This is a genomic window from Acinetobacter sp. ANC_7503 (assembly GCF_056780035.1).
Genome location: NZ_JBWYJA010000001.1, coordinates 1 through 23,166 on the forward strand (window position 1 = coordinate 1; position 23,166 = coordinate 23,166).

The 23,166-nt window shown below is 36.4% G+C and carries 18 protein-coding genes; 10 read left to right on the top strand and 8 right to left on the bottom strand.

All coding sequences use genetic code 11. The annotated features are described in order from the left end of the window. On the top strand, positions 1 to 3,203 hold a 3,203-nt coding region (locus AC1M9M_RS00005), incomplete at its 5' end, for a BapA/Bap/LapF family large adhesin (protein ID WP_481595250.1). Between the two features lie 77 nt (positions 3,204 to 3,280). Here the strand turns inward: AC1M9M_RS00005 and AC1M9M_RS00010 are convergent. The 3 genes from AC1M9M_RS00010 to AC1M9M_RS00020 are packed head-to-tail and all read right to left on the bottom strand — an operon-like array spanning position 3,281 to position 6,397. Beyond that, entirely contained in the window at positions 3,281 to 3,478 is a 198-nt protein-coding gene (locus AC1M9M_RS00010) for a heavy-metal-associated domain-containing protein (protein ID WP_035268662.1), read from the bottom strand. 34 nt (positions 3,479 to 3,512) lie between these two features. After that, positions 3,513 to 3,908, bottom strand: a complete 396-nt coding sequence (cueR, locus tag AC1M9M_RS00015; RefSeq protein ID WP_481595251.1) for a Cu(I)-responsive transcriptional regulator — start codon at positions 3,906 to 3,908, stop codon at positions 3,513 to 3,515. Positions 3,909 to 3,931: 23 nt separating this feature from the next. Next, on the bottom strand, positions 3,932 to 6,397 hold the full coding sequence (locus AC1M9M_RS00020) for a heavy metal translocating P-type ATPase (protein WP_481595252.1): 2,466 nt from the start codon (positions 6,395 to 6,397) through the stop codon (positions 3,932 to 3,934). Between the two features lie 309 nt (positions 6,398 to 6,706). Here AC1M9M_RS00020 and AC1M9M_RS00025 point away from each other — a divergent pair, with 309 nt between their 5' ends. Then, the gene (locus AC1M9M_RS00025) at positions 6,707 to 7,321 is read left to right on the top strand and encodes an OmpW/AlkL family protein (RefSeq protein WP_481595253.1); all 615 of its coding nucleotides are present in this window, start codon (positions 6,707 to 6,709) and stop codon (positions 7,319 to 7,321) included. A gap of 69 nt (positions 7,322 to 7,390) precedes the next feature. Here the strand turns inward: AC1M9M_RS00025 and AC1M9M_RS00030 are convergent, their stop codons facing one another. Beyond that, positions 7,391 to 7,999, bottom strand: a complete 609-nt coding sequence (locus AC1M9M_RS00030; RefSeq protein ID WP_035268656.1) for a MarC family protein — start codon at positions 7,997 to 7,999, stop codon at positions 7,391 to 7,393. A gap of 34 nt (positions 8,000 to 8,033) precedes the next feature. Further along, the gene (locus AC1M9M_RS00035; RefSeq protein WP_481595254.1) at positions 8,034 to 10,070 is read right to left on the bottom strand and encodes a choline transporter; all 2,037 of its coding nucleotides are present in this window, start codon (positions 10,068 to 10,070) and stop codon (positions 8,034 to 8,036) included. A 248-nt stretch (positions 10,071 to 10,318) separates the two neighbouring features. On the opposite strand from AC1M9M_RS00035, the gene betI reads away from it, so the two are divergent. From betI to AC1M9M_RS00055, 4 genes are read left to right on the top strand one after another with little or no spacing between them, the layout of a single operon-like run. Next, entirely contained in the window at positions 10,319 to 10,900 is a 582-nt protein-coding gene (gene betI / locus AC1M9M_RS00040; protein ID WP_035268653.1) for a transcriptional regulator BetI, read from the top strand. A 33-nt stretch (positions 10,901 to 10,933) separates the two neighbouring features. Further along, entirely contained in the window at positions 10,934 to 12,409 is a 1,476-nt protein-coding gene (betB, locus tag AC1M9M_RS00045; protein ID WP_481595255.1) for a betaine-aldehyde dehydrogenase, read from the top strand. Between the two features lie 10 nt (positions 12,410 to 12,419). Next, entirely contained in the window at positions 12,420 to 14,087 is a 1,668-nt protein-coding gene (gene betA, locus AC1M9M_RS00050) for a choline dehydrogenase (RefSeq protein WP_481595256.1), read from the top strand. A gap of 14 nt (positions 14,088 to 14,101) precedes the next feature. Then, positions 14,102 to 14,881: a TorF family putative porin gene (locus AC1M9M_RS00055; protein WP_481595257.1), complete on the top strand. Its 780-nt coding sequence runs from the start codon at positions 14,102 to 14,104 to the stop codon at positions 14,879 to 14,881. Between the two features lie 853 nt (positions 14,882 to 15,734). On the opposite strand, the gene AC1M9M_RS00060 is transcribed toward AC1M9M_RS00055, so the two are convergent. After that, entirely contained in the window at positions 15,735 to 16,880 is a 1,146-nt protein-coding gene (locus AC1M9M_RS00060) for an RICIN domain-containing protein (RefSeq protein WP_481595258.1), read from the bottom strand. Positions 16,881 to 17,127: 247 nt separating this feature from the next. On the opposite strand from AC1M9M_RS00060, the gene zigA reads away from it, so the two are divergent. After that, on the top strand, positions 17,128 to 18,348 hold the full coding sequence (zigA, locus tag AC1M9M_RS00065; RefSeq protein ID WP_481595259.1) for a zinc metallochaperone GTPase ZigA: 1,221 nt from the start codon (positions 17,128 to 17,130) through the stop codon (positions 18,346 to 18,348). A gap of 17 nt (positions 18,349 to 18,365) precedes the next feature. On the opposite strand, the gene AC1M9M_RS00070 is transcribed toward zigA, so the two are convergent. Beyond that, on the bottom strand, positions 18,366 to 19,064 hold the full coding sequence (locus AC1M9M_RS00070) for a DUF1826 domain-containing protein (protein ID WP_481595260.1): 699 nt from the start codon (positions 19,062 to 19,064) through the stop codon (positions 18,366 to 18,368). Between the two features lie 207 nt (positions 19,065 to 19,271). Next, positions 19,272 to 19,508: a VF530 family protein gene (locus tag AC1M9M_RS00075; protein WP_481595261.1), complete on the bottom strand. Its 237-nt coding sequence runs from the start codon at positions 19,506 to 19,508 to the stop codon at positions 19,272 to 19,274. A 261-nt stretch (positions 19,509 to 19,769) separates the two neighbouring features. Here AC1M9M_RS00075 and AC1M9M_RS00080 point away from each other — a divergent pair, with 261 nt between their 5' ends. The 3 genes from AC1M9M_RS00080 to AC1M9M_RS00090 all read left to right on the top strand — a co-directional run bounded on the left by AC1M9M_RS00080 (position 19,770) and on the right by AC1M9M_RS00090 (position 23,141). Then, a complete protein-coding gene (locus AC1M9M_RS00080) occupies positions 19,770 to 20,345 on the top strand; it encodes a DUF6037 family protein (protein WP_481595262.1) in 576 nt (191 codons plus the stop codon). A gap of 610 nt (positions 20,346 to 20,955) precedes the next feature. Beyond that, positions 20,956 to 21,297 carry a helix-turn-helix domain-containing protein gene (locus AC1M9M_RS00085; protein WP_481595263.1) on the top strand — a complete coding sequence of 114 codons (342 nt, stop codon included), beginning with the start codon at positions 20,956 to 20,958 and terminating at the stop codon, positions 21,295 to 21,297. 431 nt (positions 21,298 to 21,728) lie between these two features. After that, on the top strand, positions 21,729 to 23,141 hold the full coding sequence (locus tag AC1M9M_RS00090) for an amidase (protein WP_481595264.1): 1,413 nt from the start codon (positions 21,729 to 21,731) through the stop codon (positions 23,139 to 23,141). Positions 23,142 to 23,166 lie beyond the last annotated feature (25 nt).

Below are 23,166 nucleotides of genomic sequence, written 5' to 3' on the forward strand. Positions count from 1 at the left end.
AGTTGGAAGAGTCAGCAAGATATACTGATGAAACACGTGATGCACTTCAACAAGAAATTAATGAAGCTTTACAACTCGTTGCTGATGGTCGTGATCCATCAAAAAATGTAACTAAAGAAGAAGTTAAAAAAGCAACTGATGAATTAGACGCTGCAGATGCTGCATTAAAAACCAATGCACAACAAGAAGCAGCTGAAAATGAGAAATTATTAGCAGAATCAATTGAAGATCTTGAAAAACTCGTTGAACAAGCAGAAAACAAGGTTGTTCAAAACGAAACAGCTCGTGATAAGTATACTGAAAACTCTTTAAGTGAATTAACTAAAGAGATTGCAGATGCTAAGGCTGTAATTTCGCAATATAAAGATCCTAATCAACCGAATCCAAGTCTTGAAGGATCTGTATTGCCAGCGCAAAAAGAACTTCAATCAGCGATTGATGGCTTAGTAACTGTAGTTGAAATTCTAGCTGTTGATAATGATGTGAATATAGTGGCAACAGTTGATCCATCAGTTATATCATTTATTGAGTTGGTTGAAGGTCAACCAGTATTAAAGACAGATGTCGTTCAATTATTTGAAGATACAGGATTCGATGGTAATTCAGCAACAGGATTTGGAGTAGCAAAAGTTGGTATTGGTGGTGCTGCCGATGTCAGTGCGCTAGATTTTGATCAATATTTGTCATTCAATATTAAAGAAAATAACACTGCTGATATTAGTTTAAAAGCTGTTAGCGGTGGGATAAGTCTTGGCAATAAATTTAATCTAATTGTATTGAAAGAAGTAGCACCAGATGTTTGGGAAGTCGATCAGCTGTACACAGATTGGTTAGAAGTTGTTGCATTTGGTGGTTCAAAAACAGGCTCTATAACTTTAGATGAAGGTAATTATCGCGTACTAATCCAAAGTAATAGTGGTGTTGCAATTGCTTCAGGTAATCGTCTCGAAGTTCAAGAGCTTAAAATAAACGACGGCAATAACCCAACGAATCTTAGTGGATCAATTTCAGGTAATATTTTATCTGATGTTAATCAGGTTGAAGGCCAATCTGGTCATGATATGTATTACTTAAATACACAAATTGCTGTAAAACCACAGGATTCAACTTCGCAATTTGTTGAAGTTGGACTTAATGGGACTAAAGAATACGCTGGGCAGTATGGAACGTTGACTGTAAAATTCGATGGTTCATATACTTACGTGATTGACAGCTCGAAGAAACCTTCAATTGGTGCAGTTGAAACTTTCATTTACCAAATAAAGGATCCTGAAACAGGTAAGACATCTGAAGCTAAATTGAATATTACTATCAACAATAAAGATGTTGACTACACCGTTATTGATGAAAATTTTATCGTAGATTTGGTCCCTACAGAATTACCTATTCCTGAAGGTGAAGTACTGTCTAAGATTGATCAAGTTATCGTTGCGAGTGTTGGACTTGGTGGTGTAGCCTCAGTAAATGTTGCTAATTTTGAAGATGCCATTGAAATAAATGTTAGTGAAGGTAATTTAAGAGAAGTAAGTTTTAAAGCCGCAGGTGGTGCCCCAATCGGCTTAGGTGCAATTCCTGTATCGCTTGAAATTTATAGACTTAACGAAGATACTGGGCTTTGGGAGCTCTATTCAAATACTCCTGATTGGTTCACAATCGTTGGTGCTGTAGTTGCTTATGGTGAATCTCAGCAAAATGTTGACGTAGTTTTAGAACCAGGCCAATATAAAGCCATTACGACTGGTAGTACAGTTGGTATTGCTGTTTTACCTACCATTACATTAACACCAGTATCGGATAAGATTATTTCTTACGAAACTGTCGTTGAAGGTCAAAAAATAAATGGCGATGTGACTACTGAAAATTTAGATGATTTCATTGTCATCAAAGTAAATGGTTTCAATACTTCTCAAGATTCAGAAGTTCAAGGAAAGTTTGGTAAGCTAACGGTCAATCCTGACGGCACTTATGTATATACATTGAATAAAGATGTTAAAGTAAGTCAATTAGATGTAGAAACATTCTCAATTCATTTGAAAAATCCTAATACAGGTGAGTTAGCAACTACTACATTAAATATTCGTTTAGATTCATTTTTATCAAACGACGACATTAATGATGTGATTAATGTAGAGGCAGAAATCGCTGAGCGTACTTATAGTGAAAATCTTGGTGCAACTAGTGGCTCATCTGTTTCGAAAGCATTTAAAGTCGAAGGAATAAAATCAGGTGATGTTGTCTACTATGAGAAAGATCTTACAGCTGACGTTACATTCACTGTTGGAACAACATTAGCAATTAATGGTGATGGTCGTAAAATGACTTACATCGTCAAAGATAAAGCTGGGAATCCAGTGGCAAGTGGCGATGTAGAAGTGTCTAAAACTACAACAAACACAATCAAAGTTAATAATCTTCCTGCAGGATCTTATACTTTGGAGTTGAATGTTACAGGTTCTTCATATTTCTCTGGTTCTGTTAAAATGGAACAAGTTATTACTGAATATCTACCTACAGACTCACAATCACTTGAACCTGTTACTGGTAACATTTTCGATAATGATCTTGGTTCTGATTCAGTAACTTCAATTCAAGTTCAAAACCAAACTGCTTATACGAAATTTGGTAATGATAAGATCAAAATTCAAGGTGAGCACGGCGTACTTGAAATAGATCATACCGGCAATTATACATACACACCATCTAAGAATTCTTTTGGTGAGGACAAGTTTACTTATGTGACTACTTCGGTTAATGGAAGTCAAGATACGGCTGAACTTGTCTTTGGCTATACTCAAACTATAAATGGCGATGAAAATGCGAATGTAGTAAGCAGTGGTGGGTTAAATGATACTTTCAACCTTGTTTCTGGTGCGGATAAATTAATCTTCAACTTACTTGATGAAGCCGATGCAACGGGTGGAAATGGTTTTGATACGTGGTCAGATTTCGAAGCAGGTGTCGATGTAATTGATGTATCTCAACTATTTGTTGATGCTAATACTTCAACTACATTCTCAACTGATTCGACTGATCAAGTTGCGGATATCTTAAGTAAATACATCACTGTTAAAGATTCTGTAATTTCAATCGATCGCGATGGTGAAGGTACACAATTTGAAGCTACTCAATTGCTGAATATTGGTCCTCAAAATGCAGATCTGACGTTGGAGCAGTTACTTCAAAACGGTCAAATCATTTATTAATTCTTTAAAAATACGCATACTACGGTATGCGTTTTATCAAAAAAGGCGAAACAATGTTTCGCCTTTTTTATGTCAATTTAATCTTTTAATTCAGGAGGGAAACCATCTTCAGTCAAAACTTCAGCGATTTTTTCAAAGCTATATGTTGTACGAATATCTGCAATTTTGTTGGCAACATCTACATTGACGCTTGCATTAGGATCAAGTGACAATACAGATGCAGTGACACCTTTAGCACAACCCGAACAACTAATATTTTCAATAAATAATTTCATAATAACCTCTTGCGTTAGTTAACATCTATCACTGTCACGATTGAATATGTTCAATTTTATTCAGAATACTGCAGTTTGAAGTCGAATCATTAGAGCACATCTGACTCGCAGCCTTTAATTTTAAAATCATTGATTGCATCGAATGAATTTGTTCTGTCAAAAAGTGGATATGTTGATCTGTAATTTTTTTCACATCAGCACTTTTTCTGTCAGGATTTTTCCAAAGCTCAACTAAACTTTTGATTTGATCGATCGAAAAACCAAGATCTTTAGCATGTTTAATAAAACTTAAAGTCGAAAGGTCTTGCTCTGTGTAAACACGATAACCGCTAGCGCTTCTGAGCGGAACAGAAATGAGATCGATTTTTTCGTAATATCGAATCATTTTAGCAGTTAAGCCTGAACGTCGTGCTAATTCGCCAATATTCATGATCTTTCCTTTGTTTTAAGCTGCTAATTTAATTTCAAAGTTTTGAGTCTTAAGGCATTCGCTAATACAAATACCGAAGAAAGTGCCATTGCGATCGCAGCCAAAACAGGTGAGAGCAGGATACCTGTTAAGGGATAAAGGATACCTGCAGCAATTGGAATCAGACAAATATTGTATAAAAAAGCCCAGAACAGATTTTGATGAATATTTCTAATAGTTATTTCGCTTAATTTGATGGCTTTAGATAAGTTATTCAAATTTGATGACATTAAAATAAGGTCAGCCGTTTCAATGGCGACATCCGTACCTGAACCTATCGCAATACCGACTTGAGCTTGCGCAAGTGCTGGAGCATCATTAATCCCATCACCAACAAAAGCAACATTTCCATATCGCGTTTGAAGGGTCTCAACAATGTTTAACTTTTCATGTGGTTTGACCTGTGCATAAACTGCATTGATATTAAGTTGATTCGCCACATATTGCGCTGCATTTTGATGATCGCCAGTAATCAAAGCAATGTGCTTGTCGTTCTTTTTAAGTTGAGTCATAACCTCGTAGGTTTCAGGTCTTAATTGATCCGTGATTAAAATAATTGATGCAAGCTCACCATCGATGGAGACCGCGATGGGTGTTTGAGCTTCATCTAGTAATCTTTGATGGTGAGAGAGTGCATGAGAAATCTTAGCATTTTCTCGAGTAATGAACTCTACAGATCCAATTTTAATATCCTGACCATTCAATTGTGCTTGAATTCCGAATCCTGAAATACTCTTAAATTCTGAAATTTCGATCATCTTTATATGATGATCGGATGCATATTGAACAATCGCTTTAGCAATTGGGTGCTCGGAATGATATTCAACGGATGCAACAATTTGTAGAACCTGCTGAAGTGTAAGTGGTGCGAAAATCTCGATATGACTAATCGCAGGTTGCCCTATTGTTAATGTTCCAGTTTTATCAAATGCAAATGTTGAAATTTCTCGAAGTTTTTGAAGTGAAGTCGCATTTTTAAATAAAATTCCGTGTTCAGCAGCACGTCCCGTCGCAACCATTATCGACATCGGGGTTGCAAGTCCCATCGCACAAGGGCATGCAATAATCAAAACAGAAACGGCGTTAATCAAAGCATAGCTGAGATTAGGTTCAGGTCCAAGCACAAACCAAGCGATGAAAGTAATCATCGAAATCAAGAGGATAACTGGAACAAACCATAAGGTGATTTTATCGACTAAAGATTGTATGGGGAGCTTTTGTGTCTGAGCATTTTCAACCAACTGAATAATTGAAGATAAAATACTACTTTCAGCAGTATGCTTGGTTTCAATGACAAGAAATCCATTTTGGTTGAAGGTTCCCCCAACAACTTCTGAACCCATCAATTTGTGGATTGGAAAAGATTCTCCACTGATCATTGACTCATCTACAAAGCCTTCACCTGAAATAACCACGCCATCTACAGGAATTTTTTCACCAGGCCGAACTTCAACCTGCATACCGATTGTAATTTTATCAATCGGTATATCTTTAGTCTGGAGGTCAGATACTCTAACTCGCGCTGTTTTAGGTTGTAAGCCAATCAGATGTTGAATCGCTGCAGAAGTTCGACCTTTAGCTCGTGCTTCTAGATATTTGCCTAACAAAATAAATGTAATAATGAGTGTTGCAGGCTCGTAATAGACATGTACTGACTGTTGTGGTAATAAACTTGGAAAGAACGTAGCAACAATAGAATATAAATAGGCAGCTCCTGATCCTAAACTCACTAAAGAATTCATGTCAGGATGTAAATTTATCAGTGACTTGATACCTTGTGTGAAAAAATGCCGTCCAGGTATAAAAATAACTAAAGTCGCAAGAATAAATTGGAATAACCAACTCTGATTCTGACTGATGTAAGTACCTATAAGATGATGAAATGAAGGCAAGAGGTGCGAGCCCATTTCAATGATAAATATAGGTAAACTGAGTACAAGTGCGATAATAAAATGCTTGAGAATTTTTTTTGATTCAAGTTCGCGATTTGGAAGTGCTGTGATCGTTTGCTGTTCAAGTACAGCTTCAAACCCTGATCTTTCAATACGCTCAATAACTTGATCAACAGGAACTTGATAAAGTAGATCAATGCTTGCTATCTCAGTTGCCAAACTTACTTGTGCTGCTAATACACCTGGTATTTTTAGTAAAGAACGTTCAACTCGGCTCACACATGCAGCACAAGTCATGCCTAAAATTTTTAATTTTATTGTTGCCCATTTTTTAATTTTAAAACCTGTTTTATTTACGGCTTGAATGATTTGTTGATCTGTTACGTCTGTTGTTAACACAATTTGAGCTATTTCAGTGGCGAGGTTCACACTGGCATCTTGAATACCATCGACTTTTTTTAATGAGTTTTCAACTCGGCTTACACAAGCAGCACAGGTCATTCCTTCAATTTTGATTTGAATAGATTTAGTTGAAGTAGATGACATACTTAACTCCATATGCTGATTGAAATAAGGTCACGATCATTCTAAACCTTCCCATTGTGGTAAGGTCAATAAGATTTGTTTCTTGTTTCATCATTACTGATTGGAATCCAAATTAGGCGTATGTTCTTTCCTCACTTAAATTAAAAACAATATTCCAAAAATCCATTTAAATTGAATAAATTTTCTTAAATAAAAAATCATCAAAACAAATCAGAATAAAAAATAACCAACAAAAAGAATTATCGATATGATCTAAAGCATTCAATTTAATTGATTAACAATCTTCAAAATTTCAGATATTTATAAAAAATGGGTAATGATATGAATGATAAATTAAGTTTTGGTTTATTCGCGATTTTATTGAGTACCATGGCATTAAGTTCTAATGCGCACAGCGCAGATTATAAATGGAAGATAAGAGGTGCGATTAGCAATATTGATCCCACATCTTCTCCAGGTAGTATTTTTAATCGAACAGCACCCGTCACAATAGATGATGCTTGGGGAGTCACTGGTACGATCTCTTTTTTTTATACACCAAATATCGCATTTGATGTATTAGTCGGTTTGCCACCAGAGCATAAAATTAATGTTGCTGGTAATGAAGTCGCAAAAACAAAACATTTACCTCCAATTTTCAGTGTGCAATATCACTTCTTACCCAATGAAAAGTTACAACCTTATGTGGGTCTGGGCTTAAATTACACCTATTTTTTTAATGACCGATTATATAGTGGTGATAAGTTCGATCTCTCAGATTCTTTTGGTTGGGCTGGTCAAATAGGCGTAGATTACCAATTGAACCCTCAATGGAGTGTTGGTGCTGATATCCGATATGCGGATATCAAAACTGATGTAAAAGTAAATGGAGAAAAGGTAGGAAGTGTGGACGTAGATCCAACGGTGTATAGTTTAAATATCGGATATAGATTCTAAATATTAGGGTTTAAAAAAAGGAGTCAATGATAAGACTCCTTTTTTATAAATATCAACAACAACCTTCAATTAGCCATTGATGATCCCAGTAACACCAGTCACGATCATATCAATGGCAATCGTACCGATAAGCAATGCAGCAACACGACCCACGATATCTACATATAAGTCGATATAATTAGAATATTTATGCTGTAAATTATCATGCAAATATTTCATTAATATCAAAAGACTACAGGTTAAGAATAAGGTCATAAAGATGACTGTGATCGTCTGCCATAAACTTAATTGAATGCCAGTGATTACAGATGCAGAGATTGTTCCTGGACCGATCATAAAAGGCATGGCGATCGTACCAGCCAAATGGTTTGGTGCTCCACGCATGACCCCAATCGTATCAGCACCTTCAAATACATAACGGTATCCAATCACCAAGAAAATGATTCCACCAAAAATTTGGAAAGATTCAAATCGTGCATGAAGTACATCATTAAAGAAGGCTTCACCTGTTTTAGCAAAAATGACAAAAACCACAAAGCTAATCAAACTACCTTGGATCAGCGCCATATTAAAAACTTTTGCATCTGAATTTCGAATAATCCCAAGCATATAAATGCTCATTAAAAAGGGATTAAGCAACGAAAAAAATAGAGCAAAGGCGTTTAGACTTTCTGACATGGTCATTTTCCTTGTTTAGATGAGCTACTACTAACTAAATGTCACGATCAGGAAATTGTGGACGTTTACCTGGACTGATGCGGTTAATATGAAGGTACATCATATGACGTTCATATTTGTCCAAAATGTCGTTAATCACTTGTTCTTTGTTGTAACCGACCAAATCATTACCTTGCGAACCTTCAAATAAGTAACTTTCTAAACGATAGTAATAACGCTTTGTTCGTTTAGCACGGGTACTAAAGTTTGGGGTGTCATAACGAACGGGCCAAATCTCATATACGAAATTTTCTTCTTCATTCAAGTGAATAATCAGATCCAAATGATAAAGCTCAGCATTATCTTCAAGAGGCTTGGTATTCACATCGACTTTGACACCTTTGGATAAAAGTTCCTGTGCCACGGCATCCATTGCAGGTTTACACACATCATCTAACATTTTTAATGTTTGTTCATGGCTTGGATGAAGCATTACGCGACTGAGTCGCTTTTTCCAATTGAGAATATCCACATTGCCCACGACTGGCGCGGCATTTAAGCTAGTACTGGCTTGTCTGAAATCTTCCAATCTCAAGGATTTGTATAAACCCGCCATTACAAAGAATATGACAAAGCTAAAAGGCAGACCCATGATGATGGTTGTGTTCTGTAAGGCAGTAATACCATTTGCCATCAGCATCGCCAAGGTGAGTAAACCAATGGCTATAGCCCAAAATACGCTGAGCCATCTTGGAGAGTCATGCTCGATATTGGTGAATTTTGTCGTGAAATTACCCAATACAAGAGCGCCTGAGTCTGCAGAAGTGACGTAAAATAATAATCCTGTAATTGTTGCGATACCTGCTAAGAAGGTAAAACCAGGATATTGTGCAAGTAGGTCATAGAAACCATGAGCTGGATTTTCTAAAACGGTTGTTGCAAGTTGTGCATTACCATCAAAAATTACATTGTGGAGCGCACTATTTCCAAAGATGGATAGCCAAGTCAATGTAAATAGTAGAGGAATAATCAACGTACCAAATACAAACTCACGAATGGTACGACCACGAGAAATTCGTGCTAAAAACAGACCGACAAATGGCGACCATGCAATCCACCAAGCCCAAAAGAAAAGCGTCCAACTGTTCATCCATTCTTTAGGTTGTTCGAATGGAAAACTCATTAAACTTAATTTCGGGAATTGACTGAGGTAATCACCTAAATTTTGGATTAAGCCTGCGAGTAAGAATTCTGTATTACCAATCAAAAGAATAAAGAGGAGTAATCCAATCGAGACATAGATATTGATTTCGGAAAGTACGCGAATCCCTTTATTCACACCTGCCGTTACTGAAATGACAGTAATGACCACCGCGATCCCGATTAGACCAGCTTGAATCCACAAATTTTCAGGTAGATCGAAAAGAACATGAAGACCATAATTGAGTTGTACGACACCAATACCACAGGTAGTTGCGATACCAAAAATCGTACCTAATACGGCAGCTGTATCTACGGTGTGACCTATAGGGCCGTTAATTTTTTTCCCAAAAATAGGGTAGAGAGCTGAACGGATCGTAAGGGGAAGGTTATAACGATAACTGAAGTAACCTAAGGCTACACCAACCAATGCATACATGCTCCAACCAGTTAAACCATAATGAAACAAGGTCCATACCATGGACTGACGTGCTGCTTCAAAGGTTTGTCCTTCACCCACAGGTGGGTTCATGTAATGCGATAAAGGTTCAGCCACGGAAAAGAACATGAGATCAATACCAATACCCGCAGAAAAGAGCATTGCAGACCAACTCAATAAACTAAATTCAGGCTTAGAGTGTTTAGGTCCTAATTTAATTTCGCCATATCGAGAGCATGCGATAAATACAATAAAGACAAAATAGAGTGTCGCAGCCAACAGGTAATACCAACTAAAGGTTCTGCTTACCCAATCGAGGGTTTGTGTAATGACGTTATTAGCAGCTTCATTAAACAAAATTGTGGTGATCGAAAACAAAAGTATCAATGATGCTGATACATAGAACACGACCTTATTCAAACTATCCTGCTTTTGATCATTTTTGTTATGCATAAATCCGTGACCATTCAATGAGTAATGAAATGATCTACAGCGCAGTTCGATTTATATCCTGATAGAAGCTTGCTTGATCCACAATTACAAACTTTTGCAAATACAAAACAAACTGAGCTGTACATCATGGAAGTAATAGCACTATAATTTTTATTGATTGAACGTTCAATTAAAAAAACGTTTACTAATGTTACAGCGTTCTTATTGATAAACGCTAATTATAATCTCCTGTAAGTTTAGGTCATCTTATGCCAAAAGTTGGTATGCAACCCATTCGTCGTCAACAATTGATTGATGCCACTCTCTCCACTGTAAATGAGCTCGGTTTTGCTGATGCATCCATTCAACAGATCGCGCAAAGAGCAGGTGTCTCCACGGGTATTATTAGTCATTATTTTGGTGGCAAGAATGGATTGATTGAGGCAACCATGCGCTATTTACTACAGCAACTTGGAGAAAGTGTAAGGGATCTAAAATCAGAGGTTGGACATTCTCCAGAAGATCGTTTAATGGCGATTGTTAAAGCGAATTTTGCTACTCCTCAGACCAATCAAGCCGCGATGAAAGTATGGCTCGCGTTTTGGGCTATTAGTTTGCATCAACCCGATCTACACCGATTACAGCAAGTGAATCACTGTCGTCTACATTCAAATTTAAAACATGAGTTTTTAAAACGTTTAAGCCCCCTAAAAGCTGAACAAGCAGCTCAAGGGTTGGCTGCATTAATTGATGGGTTCTGGTTAAGGGGCGCATTAACAAGAAGTGAGATTGATACTGATCTTTCTATCCGTCTTTGCCATGCCTTTATCCAACAGCAACTTACACAATAATTTTTAATATTTACTATATCTGAGGCTAATCGTATGAATAAATTCCCATTACAACGTCCTTATATTCATGGACAATTCGTCGATGCTCAATCAGGTCAAACTTTTGATTCGATTAATCCAGCCACGGGGCAAGTTCTCGCGACCATTCAAGCATGTTCTCAACAGGATGTGGATCAAGCCATTCTATCTGCCAAACAAGGACAGAAAGTTTGGGCTGAAATGACTTATATGCAGCGTTCAAGAATTTTAAATAAAGCTGTAGCTATTTTACGTGAAAGAAATGATGAACTTGCCACCATTGAGTCCTTAGATAGTGGTAAAGCATATAGTGAAACATCGACTGTAGATATTGTGACAGGGGCTGATGTACTCGAATACTACGCTGGAATTTTACCTGTACTCGAGGGTCAACAGATTCCTTTAAGAACAGATTCATTTGTCTATACACGCCGTGAACCTTTGGGAATTGTAGCTGGTATAGGAGCATGGAATTATCCAATTCAAATTGCCTTATGGAAGTCAGCACCTGCTTTGGCGGCGGGGAATGCAATGATTTTCAAAGCCAGCGAGATTACCCCATTAACAGCCTTTAAATTGGCAGAAATTTATACCGAAGCTGGAGTGCCAGATGGGGTATTCAATGTTGTAACAGGGGGCGGTGATATTGGTGCCTATTTAAGCCAGCATGTAGATATTGCGAAAATTTCATTTACTGGTGGTGTGAGCACTGGAAAAAAAGTGATGGCTCAAGCTGCTGAATCGAGTCTTAAAGAAGTCACGATGGAGTTGGGTGGGAAGTCACCATTAATTATTTGTGAAGATGCTGATTTAGACTTAGCTGGAGATATTGCAATGATGGCAAATTTCTATAGTTCTGGACAGGTTTGTACGAATGGGACACGAGTGTTTGTTCCAGAATCATTACAGCCAAAATTTGAAGAAAAGCTATTAGAACGTATTCCTTATATCCGCTTAGGTAATCCGCTCGATCCAGAAACAAATTTTGGACCAGTATCTAGCTTTGCGCATATGAATAAAATTTTGGCATTCATCGATTCTGCTAAAAGGGAGGGAGCACGTTTAGTGTGTGGTGGTTCTAGAGCAACAGATGATCATTTAAAAAATGGTGCTTTTGTACTGCCTACAATCTTCAGTGATTGTCGAGATGAGATGACCATTGTTCAAGAAGAAATCTTCGGTCCTGTGATGAGTATTTTGACATATACATCAGAAGAAGAAGTGATTCGTCGCGCTAATAATACTTCTTATGGATTGGCTGCTGGCGTGGTTACCCCTGATATTGTCAAAGCACATCGAATCATCCACCAAATTGAAGCAGGTATATGTTGGATCAATACGTGGGGTGAATCGCCAGCTGAAATGCCAGTCGGTGGCTATAAGCATTCTGGTGTAGGAAGAGAGAATGGTTTAACAACTTTACAACACTACACGCAAATCAAATCGGTACAAGTGGAATTAAGTACATTTCAATCTGTATTTAAAGCCTAAGGATAACACTATGACATATGATTACATTATCATAGGTGCAGGTTCAGCTGGGAATGTACTTGCAGCGAGACTCACCGAAGATCCAGATATTAAAGTTCTGCTCCTTGAAGCGGGTGGCCCTGACTACCGTTTAGATTTTAGAACTCAAATGCCTGCTGCTTTGTCTTATCCTTTACAAGGTCGACGTTATAATTGGGCATATTTGACCGATCCAGAACCACATATGAATAACCGCCGTATGGAATGTGGACGTGGTAAAGGTTTAGGTGGTTCATCATTAATTAACGGTATGTGTTATATCCGTGGGAATGCCATGGATTTAGAGCAATGGTCTCAAATGAAAGGACTCAGTCATTGGCGCTATGCTGAATGTTTACCTTACTATAAAAAAGCAGAGTCTAGAGATATTGGTGCAAATGAATATCACGGTGATCAAGGCCCAGTAAGTGTTGCTACGCCAAAGTCAGACAATAATGAGTTATTTCATGCAATGGTTGAAGCGGGTGTGCAAGCTGGATATCCACGTACGGATGATTTAAATGGATACCAACAAGAAGGCTTTGGTCCAATGGATCGTACGGTGACACCTCAAGGCAGACGTTCCAGTACCGCTCGTGGCTATTTAGATATGGCTAAAGGTCGTCAGAATTTAACGATTATTACGCATGCCACAACCAATCGAATCTTATTTGAAAAAAAACAAGCTATCGGTGTTGAATACATTCTTGGTCAAGATGCAACTAATTTACACAAGGTCTATGCTGAGCGAGAAGTATTGCTGTGCGCAGGTGCTATTGCATCACCTCAAATTTTACAGCGTTCGGGGGTTGGAGCTAAGTCATTATTAGAGTCACTGGATGTAAAGGTTGTGCAAGATTTACCGGGAGTGGGTGAAAATCTGCAAGATCATTTAGAAATGTATCTTCAATACCAATGTAAGAAGCCCGTCAGTCTTTACCCTGCATTAAAATGGTATAACCAACCTAAAATTGGCGCTGAATGGCTGTTTTTGGGTAAAGGAATTGGTGCAAGCAATCAGTTTGAAGCAGGTGGATTCATTCGCTCTAGTGATGAGTTTGAGTGGCCGAATCTCCAGTATCACTTTTTACCAATTGCAATTAACTACAATGGTACCAATGCAATCAATGAACATGGTTTTCAAGCACATGTTGGATCTATGCGATCGCCGTCAAGAGGAAGAATTCGCTTAACCTCGAAAAATCCTTTTGATCATCCGAGCATTTTATTTAACTACATGAGCACTGAACAAGATTGGCGCGAATTCCGTGATGCAGTGAGAATTACACGAGAAATTATGCATCAGCCTGCATTAGATCAGTATCGAGGTAGAGAAATTAGTCCAGGTTCAGCATTAAAAACAGATCAGCAAATTGATGAATTTGTAAAAAATCATGCAGAAACAGCGTATCATCCTTCGTGTAGCTGTAAAATGGGTGAAGATGATTTAGCTGTTGTAGATGGTTACGGTCGTGTCCATGAAATAGATGGGTTGCGAGTGGTCGATGCTTCTATCATGCCGCTGATTATTACTGGTAATCTCAATGCAACGACGATCATGATGGCCGAGAAGATTGCTGATCACATTCGTAATCGACCTGCTTTAACCCCTTCAGATGCACCATTTTATCGTGCAGAAACTTCACCCTTATTTTCTTAATTATAAATTTTATGATGATTAAAACGACTCAAGCAGTGCTGTTGAGCACTGCTAGCTTTATTATTTTACCCAGTTATGCAAACTCTACGAATCAAGAAACAAATTCACCAATTCAATTTGATGGATATGTCACATTAACCTCCAAATACATTTCACGTGGTTTAACAAATGCACCAGAAAATGATGACCTCGCAATTCAAACAGGTCTAAACCTCAGTTATAACAACTTCTATGTCGGGTATTGGGGGTCTACATTAGGCTACTCTTATGCTGAACTTCAAGGTGATAAGCGCCGTAAAACTGATAAATTAGAGCACGACTTTATTGTCGGCTATAGTTTTGATACTGGTAGGACAAATTGGAATATTTGGAATGCCACTTATTTCTATCCGAACACGTCAAATACAACTTCCAATGAAATGGGGGTAACTGCCACACACCAATTCAATGATAAAAACTCTTTATCAACCAGTTTATCTGCATATATATATGATGTCGTGTATGCAAACCAAGGGGATACTTATCTAAACGTAATATATACCCACCAACTCAATGATAAATTATCTGCTACAGCAAGTGCTGCAGCGAGCTATTTTAATGATAATGGGAAATATGAAGGTCTAGAGCTCGGTGATACAAAACGAGAATTTGCTTATCGCTTCTCATCTATCGGGCTAGATTATGCCTTGACACCAGAACTCGGATTGAGTGGACAATATATTTTTGGTGGTAAGAACCGCTATAACGAAAAACAGAAAAATTTAGGTGTAGTGGCTTTCACCTATAGTTTCTAATTTAAGAAAATCTTCAAATGCTTAGGCTTAAATTTTGAATACCAAAATAGCCTAAGCAAAATGTAATTTTTAAATTAGACTCATCAATAAATAAAATCTCGACACATAAAAGATTATTAAAAAAACTTATCAACTTAGTATTTATTTAATGAGTAATAGAAGTGAGGATTGACCAAAATAAGGTCATGAATGTCACGAGGAGAGTAAAATTTTACGCAAAATTTTTCAAGAATCTATTTAGAAATAGTTGTTGTGAAAAAAGTTCACTAAGGTTTTTTGAGGTTACATAGATGACTATACTCAAATACTCAATCATTTCAGCCAAATTCATAAATCAACTAGATACTCATAACTTATAACTAGTGAAGGGCAATGCATTGAAAAATAGAACTATGAATGTTCATATTAAACATAAGGTTAGAATTTGATTCTCTCCAATATTAAAAAAGGGCTTTTGATTTCTATCTTCAGAGATAAACAACTAAACGTCTAATCTCATTTATTAAGTTTTAATATTTTGAAGAATATTTTTCTCATCCTTAACGGCGCTATCGGAAAAATAGTAAAGATTTATGAAAAATAGTGTTAATTGTTTTTATTTTATTGCTGTCATCAATATTAAAAATATACCTTAGATAAATATCTCCCTAAAATCATTGAACTTATTTCGCTTTTTGAGCCAGTATTAAGAATGCTTTTAACCTGAGTGAGCTGGTTTATCTATGAGTAAAATCTCTAATTTAGATATCAAATTGTACTAAAATTAGTACGAGTCACTCAAAGAAAGCAAAAAAATTAAAATTTCAGCATTAAAATTCAGAGCTTTAAATGCTAAAGCTCTGAATTTAATAAGTTAACGTGTAATTTTCCAGGTTTGATATGAATTATTGCTTTGACATCCAATCATTTGTAGGCGTGCCATACTATTTGCACCATCAGCGGCATCAAGGCATAGACCTGTTTTTAAGTTGATATATTGGCTTGTGTGGCGACTATACATCCATCGTTGACTACTATCATTATTGCACGGCGCAACTTTAACGAAATTATCTGTAACATCGCCCATCAAACACGCATCCCGATGAGTTAAATATAAGCGATGGGTGTGATCCGTACTCAGACGTTGATTGCCGTTGTTGGGATCGCATGAATACAATCCCATTTGTTGACCACCATTCAAGCTATCTGCACAAAAACCTCGTGCACCATTTTTCAAAATGAAAGGTTTTTGCTGGGTGTAATTGGCATTATTCACAGTAGAAATGCAAGTAGAATCATCCGTGCAATGCGCTGATGCCACTTGTACACAATTTCCATAAGTTTTAGTCGTTTGTGATTTAGACTTAATTGAAGAGTTTGCTATTGCAGAATAGGTGGCAGAAACAGATGTATGAACATCATTACAACTGTTATAGCCATAAATACCGTTGGGTTGTTGGTGCTGTCTGAAATTTTCGGTAAATGTAGCTAAACTATCAAAACCACCCCAGGTCTGAGGCACATTGATTTTTGCAATTTCAAGTTGTTTACCAGTACCCATGTCTTTAACAAAAGCTGAGACTGTACTGTCATTATTTTTCACAATCTTAAAATTATATTTCGTGCCTTCTTTCCATTCATAAGGTAAGTCACATTGAACGCCATCACCTTCATGATCAAATTGTCTGCAATAGGCAGGGTATCCTGATTTCCAAGATGTCGTTTTCCAGATTGAGAAATTTAAATACTTCTCATCATTGCTTCGTTGCTGTAATCCAACATAACCGATATTTCCATTTTTTAATGAAAATTGATTGGCCCAAAATGTATTACCATCATTTCCTGGCTCATTGGTAATGATGATTTGATTTTCAAGTGTTGCAAAGCCATTAGCAGGAATATTGTTCCAATGGTAGTCAGTAGAAACCATTCCGCCTGCAACCACGGCATACGTATTCGAAACTCCAAGTAACAGGTAAGTACTTAAAGTGGTACGAATAATAAGATTGATTAAATTCATTGTTATATGCTCATATGATTATAAAAATTAAGTCACAGATTCTTTAGTTTTACTTATGATTATATAGTGATGAATACAACTTATAACCACTATAAATAAATTTTATTAAAGTTTAACTAAATAATAAACATATTGAAATGTTATAACATAACAATTATGATTTAGGTTATTTCAAAAATCAAGATCATTCATTGATTGCAATAAGCGATCAAATGATGTGGTTGAACATGAAAACGAGTAACTCACCATGAATATTGATTCTTCACAACCGTATAAATTACCTGTCACTGTGCTATCTGGATTTCTTGGTGCAGGAAAAACCACACTTTTAAATCATATTTTAAATAATAGAGAAGGAAAACGTGTCGCAGTAATTGTGAACGATATGTCAGAAGTCAATATTGATGCGGCTTTAGTCAGAGAAGGTGGGGCGGAATTATCACGAACGGAAGAAAAACTCGTTGAAATGAGTAATGGATGTATTTGCTGTACTTTGAGAGAAGATTTATTAGTAGAAGTAAGACGATTAGCGGAAGAGAAAAAATTTGATCAACTCGTCATTGAATCTACCGGAATATCAGAGCCTCTACCTGTAGCCGAAACATTTACCTTTGAAGATGAAGACGGCGTATCTCTAAATGAGTACGCTCGTTTAGATACCATGGTGACCGTAGTCGATGCATTCAATTTTTTACGTGATTATCGTTCATATGATCTTCTTCATGATCGTGGCGAATCACTTGGAGAATTTGACCAACGTACTGTTGTGGATTTACTGATAGATCAAATCGAATTTTGTGATGTTATTATTCTAAACAAAACTGATTTAATCGATGAGCATCAGAAGTCCCAGCTTTATGCGATTCTCAAAAAGCTTAACCCTAGAGCAAAAATTGAGTCATCTACATTTGGTCAGGTTGAACTCGATAAAATACTCAACACACAGCTTTTTAATTTTGATGAAGCCTCACAAGCACCTGGTTGGTTAAAAGAGTTGAGAGGAGAGCATAAGCCTGAAACTGAAGAATATGGAATCGAAAGTTTCGTATATAGAGCAAGAAGACCCTTTCACCCACAACGTTTTTACAATTTTATCCATTCAGAATGGAAAGGTGTTATACGCTCAAAAGGATTTTTTTGGCTTGCTGCGGAACCAACAATGGCTATGTCTTGGTCACAAGCTGGAGGTATGGCTCGGCATGGTCAAGCAGGATATTGGTGGGCTTCGGTACCACAAGAGGAATGGCCACAAGATACGCAATCTATTCAGGCAATTGAATCGAGTTGGCATCCGGAAACGGGTGATGCCAGACAGGAAATTGTTTTAATTGGTCAAGAGATGGATAAAGAGCAATTAATCCAAAATTTTGATCAATGTTTACTTACTGATTCGGAGATGAGTTTAGGACCAATCGTTTGGTGTAATTTCTTTAACCCATTTGAAACTGAAAAAGAATTACTCGCCTAAATTGAGCAAGGAATTCCTTAACATATTAAGAGTAATCTGAGTTGTCCTGCATTATCTTTTGGAGCACGGTGAACACAAGGAAGTACTTTCTGATCAGGATGATCTACAGCCAAACGCCAGAGATGACCAATTCCTAAATTTAAAGGTGTTGCACCATTTTTAGGTTGATAGTGAAGATCCATATAGGTCTCTGCAAGAAAATCGTCAAACTCATGGTCTTCGCCATCAAACAATGATTTAATTTTTTGACGGATTTCTGGGATATGAATTTTTTGTTCAACCTGATCATTGGAAATAATATCGCTAGCCGCCCCGTAATAGGTACACAGATATGTATCCGTTGCTAATGGCGATCGATCTACATGAAAAGAATATACATCAGTGCTGATAAAATCCAATTCTTCATCACGCTGATATTCTTTGATTAAGTTTAAAGACGGCGATGCACCCAATTCGGTGAGCAACATTATATCATTAATAATAACGTCTCTCGCTTTGCTTGCAGAGTCTGAAAGTTTGAGTTGCTCTAATTGTGCGATGGAAATTTCAGTAATATCTTCTATGAGTGTAAGTTTTTCAACGATTTCTTTGAAATTGTAATCTAAATGCCTATACCAACATAAAGCATTGACATGGTCTTCAAAAACTTCATTCGCTAATGCTTGGAAAGTATTCACCAATTTGGCTTGAGGATATGAGTGAATGAGTTCGAGCATATGATCTAAAACTTTTTAAAAACATATTATAGCTTTTAGCTCTAGACTTGATAAGACTGGATTTAGATGATTGATCGTCGTTCAATGTAGTAGGAGAGTGGGGCTTCCACCCATAACTACACGATGTGAACAAAAACGATAGATACTCATTAAGGCTATTCTACAATTGGGTATAAAAAGTTAAACATAGCTTAAGTTTTTTGTTGGCTAGAATTTATGTTTAGCTCTTTGACGGAGAACATACAAATATAAGCTTTCTACTTTTTCACGTGCCCATGGTGTAGTCCGTAGAAATCGTAAAGATGATTTAACACTCGGGTCGATGCAAAAACAACGAATTTCAATTTTACGACTTAATCCTTCAAAGCCTCCGTAGTAATCCAATAACTCATCTAAAATGTCAGCAAGTTTTTTGCCATGTAAAGGGTCATTGGAGGTGTTCATAGTAGATCAACTGAATTGTGTAAGATGAGCATTATAACCTGAGCTAGACAAAAATTGAGAACGTTGCTGTATATACTCAATGGTCCATCAAAAATTACAGATTGTGTTTTAGTTTTTTTAATTTTTCAAATTGAATTCTAATCATTCGTTGTTTTATGCAATGTAACAAGACATTAGCTAGTATTGGTGCGCTGTTAAAGATATCCTATTTAACATAAAATGAAGTTATGCGACTTCAGAATGACAAAAGAGAATTATTATATGAAATTAGATGGTCTGGTTCCTTTATTTAATAGTATGAGAAGCCAAGGCATTCAACGATATAAATTTAATTTTAGAAAAAATAATGTAATTTTTGATGTGTTCTTTTTTATTGATGAATCACCGTTTATTCTCTTATTTGGTGTTCGTATAAAAAATTTTAGTTTTGTTGTTGAAGTCCAAAATGGCTTTTTAATCAATGATAAACTTCCTAGAGAGACTTATAAAAAACTTTGTGAAGTTTTAGGTATTAAATACGATCCTTTAAATAAGTTTTCCCCATTTGCTTTTTTTAATGAGTTCAATAAGGCTATTCCAGCAATTGCTTTAGAAACACAACGTGTATCATCTCAAGACATAGCTATATATAAAAGGGATGTAGAAGATGCAGATAAAATTTACTTTTATGGTTGGAATGATAATACCAAAGATGGTGGGCAAGTTACAGAAAAAAATCTTTTAAAGACACGAGAGTATTTGGGTTATAAAGCCTATGAATGGTGTCGAAAGAAAAATATTAGCAGTCGATGGACTGACCGAGAAGAATATGCAAAAGAAGCAGTATTCAGATTGTAAATATTATAAAATTCAACTAGGAAATCATTTGTTACAAAAAAAATAATTTTAGGCATATAGATAGCAAACTGGTTAAATTTAAATCAAAATATCTTAAATGTCATGTTTTTATCTCATTATTCCCGCTTATTTCTGCATATTCAAGTGAATTTGACCCAAGGTATAGGGTTGCAGTAATACTCTCTTAGACGCTCTCTGCGTCACATCTAGACGCTACAAACTTCCACTGTCATAGCTTTTATAATAAAATCATCCCAATGCTCAACATATAGTGGTTGAGCGGTTACCTGTGTACTAGATATAGAAAAAGAACTAGGTGGCCGCCTAGTTCCCTTTCATTCAAATCTAGAACACAACAAACCTTTAAGTGAGAGACGGAGATCAAAAATGTCACTCTTAAAAGCGTTAAACGAAGTGTTGAAGTTTAGAATTACATCTTATTCAAAATTTAGTCAAGCTGAATTTCGTTCGAGATGCTCATTCAAAAAGCCTCGTGATTATAGCGAAAAGCAAATCGAATTGAAATGCTTTACCTATATTAATGCTAGTTTAATTTCACGAGTATGACACTATAGTGATCAAAGTCTCTCTGTAATAAGAGGATTCCATTATGGAATTTTTAGACTTTGGTGATATGCCAAAAATGACTCCAATTATCGGGAAACTCCCGAAATTGGGTACAAATAAAGCTGAAATCTTAATGTTTTTATTGTCTGGTGATCAGCCGACAAATAAACAAATGGGTAACAAGCTTGATTGTGTTAGTTCAGCAGCCCGTATTTGTGAATTAAGGCAAGATGGGTGGTTAATTGAAGCACACAAAATCCCTTATCGAACAGAAATGGGGAAAGATGTTTATTATTGCAAATACTATATTATGAATTTGCAAGATGTTTTAACACATCCAAGGGTGCAACAATTTATTGAATGGCATCGTAAACGTAAGCAATAATTTAGGTAAAAAGCATCGTAAGATGCTTTTTATTTGTCTAAAAAAAAGAGTCCACGCTATCTAATGGTGGACTCTAGTCTTAAATTTAAGAATAAAAGGGTAGTTAGTCTTCCTTACCCAAAACTTCTTCTCGGTATTTTACAACTTCTTCTGCTTTTAGATTCTTCAAGTGATATTTGATCAGAGCATGTAGTACATCTAATTCTTTCATCAAAAGTTTTTTTCAAAGACGAGTTTTATCTAAGATTTCTTGATACTGAATTTTTAGCCATCACAAATTATATAAACCCATATTCAGGGTTGTTGTTCTAGATATCCTATTTAACATAATATACATTATGCGAAATTGTGGCAAATCCATCTCTGGTCAATCGACAAATCAATATTTCATGTGTATACATATGCTTAGTCAATTTTAAAGAAAATCGATTATGGATAATCAAAAAAGAATTCATGCTTTCACGGATGATATATTAGGTACAAGTGATGCAATTGAGCTCTCAAACAGAATTCAATCTAAAGACATCTCAATTGATGAAGTTTTAAGAGCTACGATTGAACGCGCAAAATTCGTAAATCCTCTGCTAAATGCAATTGAATTCGAAAACTTCGAACAAATACTTAAATCGCCTACTTTTAAACCAAATCAGATTTTTTCTGCAATCCCTACATTTATTAAGGATAATCTGGATCTTATTGGTTTTCCTACGCAACAAGGATCAACATCGTTCAAATCCAAGGAAAAGATCAAAAATTCTAAAATTACTCAACAAATGTTAGATACAGGCTTAATTGCACTGGGTAAATCCAAAATGCCTGAATTTGGCTTAAATGCTTCAACAGAATTTAAGTCTGGGGATTACACACGCAATCCTTGGCATACTGATTATTCGTGTGGAGCTTCTTCAGGTGGAGCTGCGGCACTCGTTGCATCAGGCGTAGTACCAATTGCACATGCAAATGATGGTGGTGGTTCGATACGAATTCCTGCAGCAAATTGCGGTTTAGTCGGTTTAAAGCCGACACGTGGTCGTTGGTATCCAAATGAAGGTTCGCAGTATTTACCAATTGACCTTGTTTCAGATGGTGTTTTAACACGTTCTGTGCGTGATACCGCGTTTTTCTTTGCTGAAATGGAAAAACAATATAAGCCAAAAAAATTACCCGAAATTGGCTTAATCCAGCATCCATCCAGCAAACCTTTACGGATTGGTCTTGTTTATGATTCATTGCAAACCAATACTGATGCTAAGACCCGTCAAACTGTTGAGTCTACTGCTCAATTACTCAGGAATTTAGGTCATCATATTGAAGAATTTTCACTTCCTATTCCAGATTCGTTTGTAGATGATTTCAGCCACTATTGGGGTTTTTTATCATTTATGATTCAACAGTTTGGAAAACCGCTACTTAGCAAAGATTTTAACGTGAATGAGTTAGATCATCTAACAGTTGGGCTTGCAAACTTGTACAAGAAAAATTTCTATAAAACCCCTTTATTTTTATACCGTTTAAAGCAAATCCAACGCATCTATCAACAAATCTTCCAACAATATGATGTCATCCTTTCGCCAGTTTTAGCGCATGTTTCGCCTCAAATTGGATATCTTTCACCTCACCTCGAATTTGATGTTTTATTTGAGCGTTTAAGGAATTATGTGGCATTCACACCTATTCAAAATATCGCAGGTGCTCCAGCGATATCATTGCCGATGGGTATGACCAAATTAGATTCAAGACCGATAGGTATTCAGCTTTCTGCTGATTTGGGACAAGAACGTTTACTGATAGATCTCGCTTATCAGCTTGAACAGATACAACCTTTTAAAAAAATATTCGATTAAATTCATACGCTAAGGATCATTAATC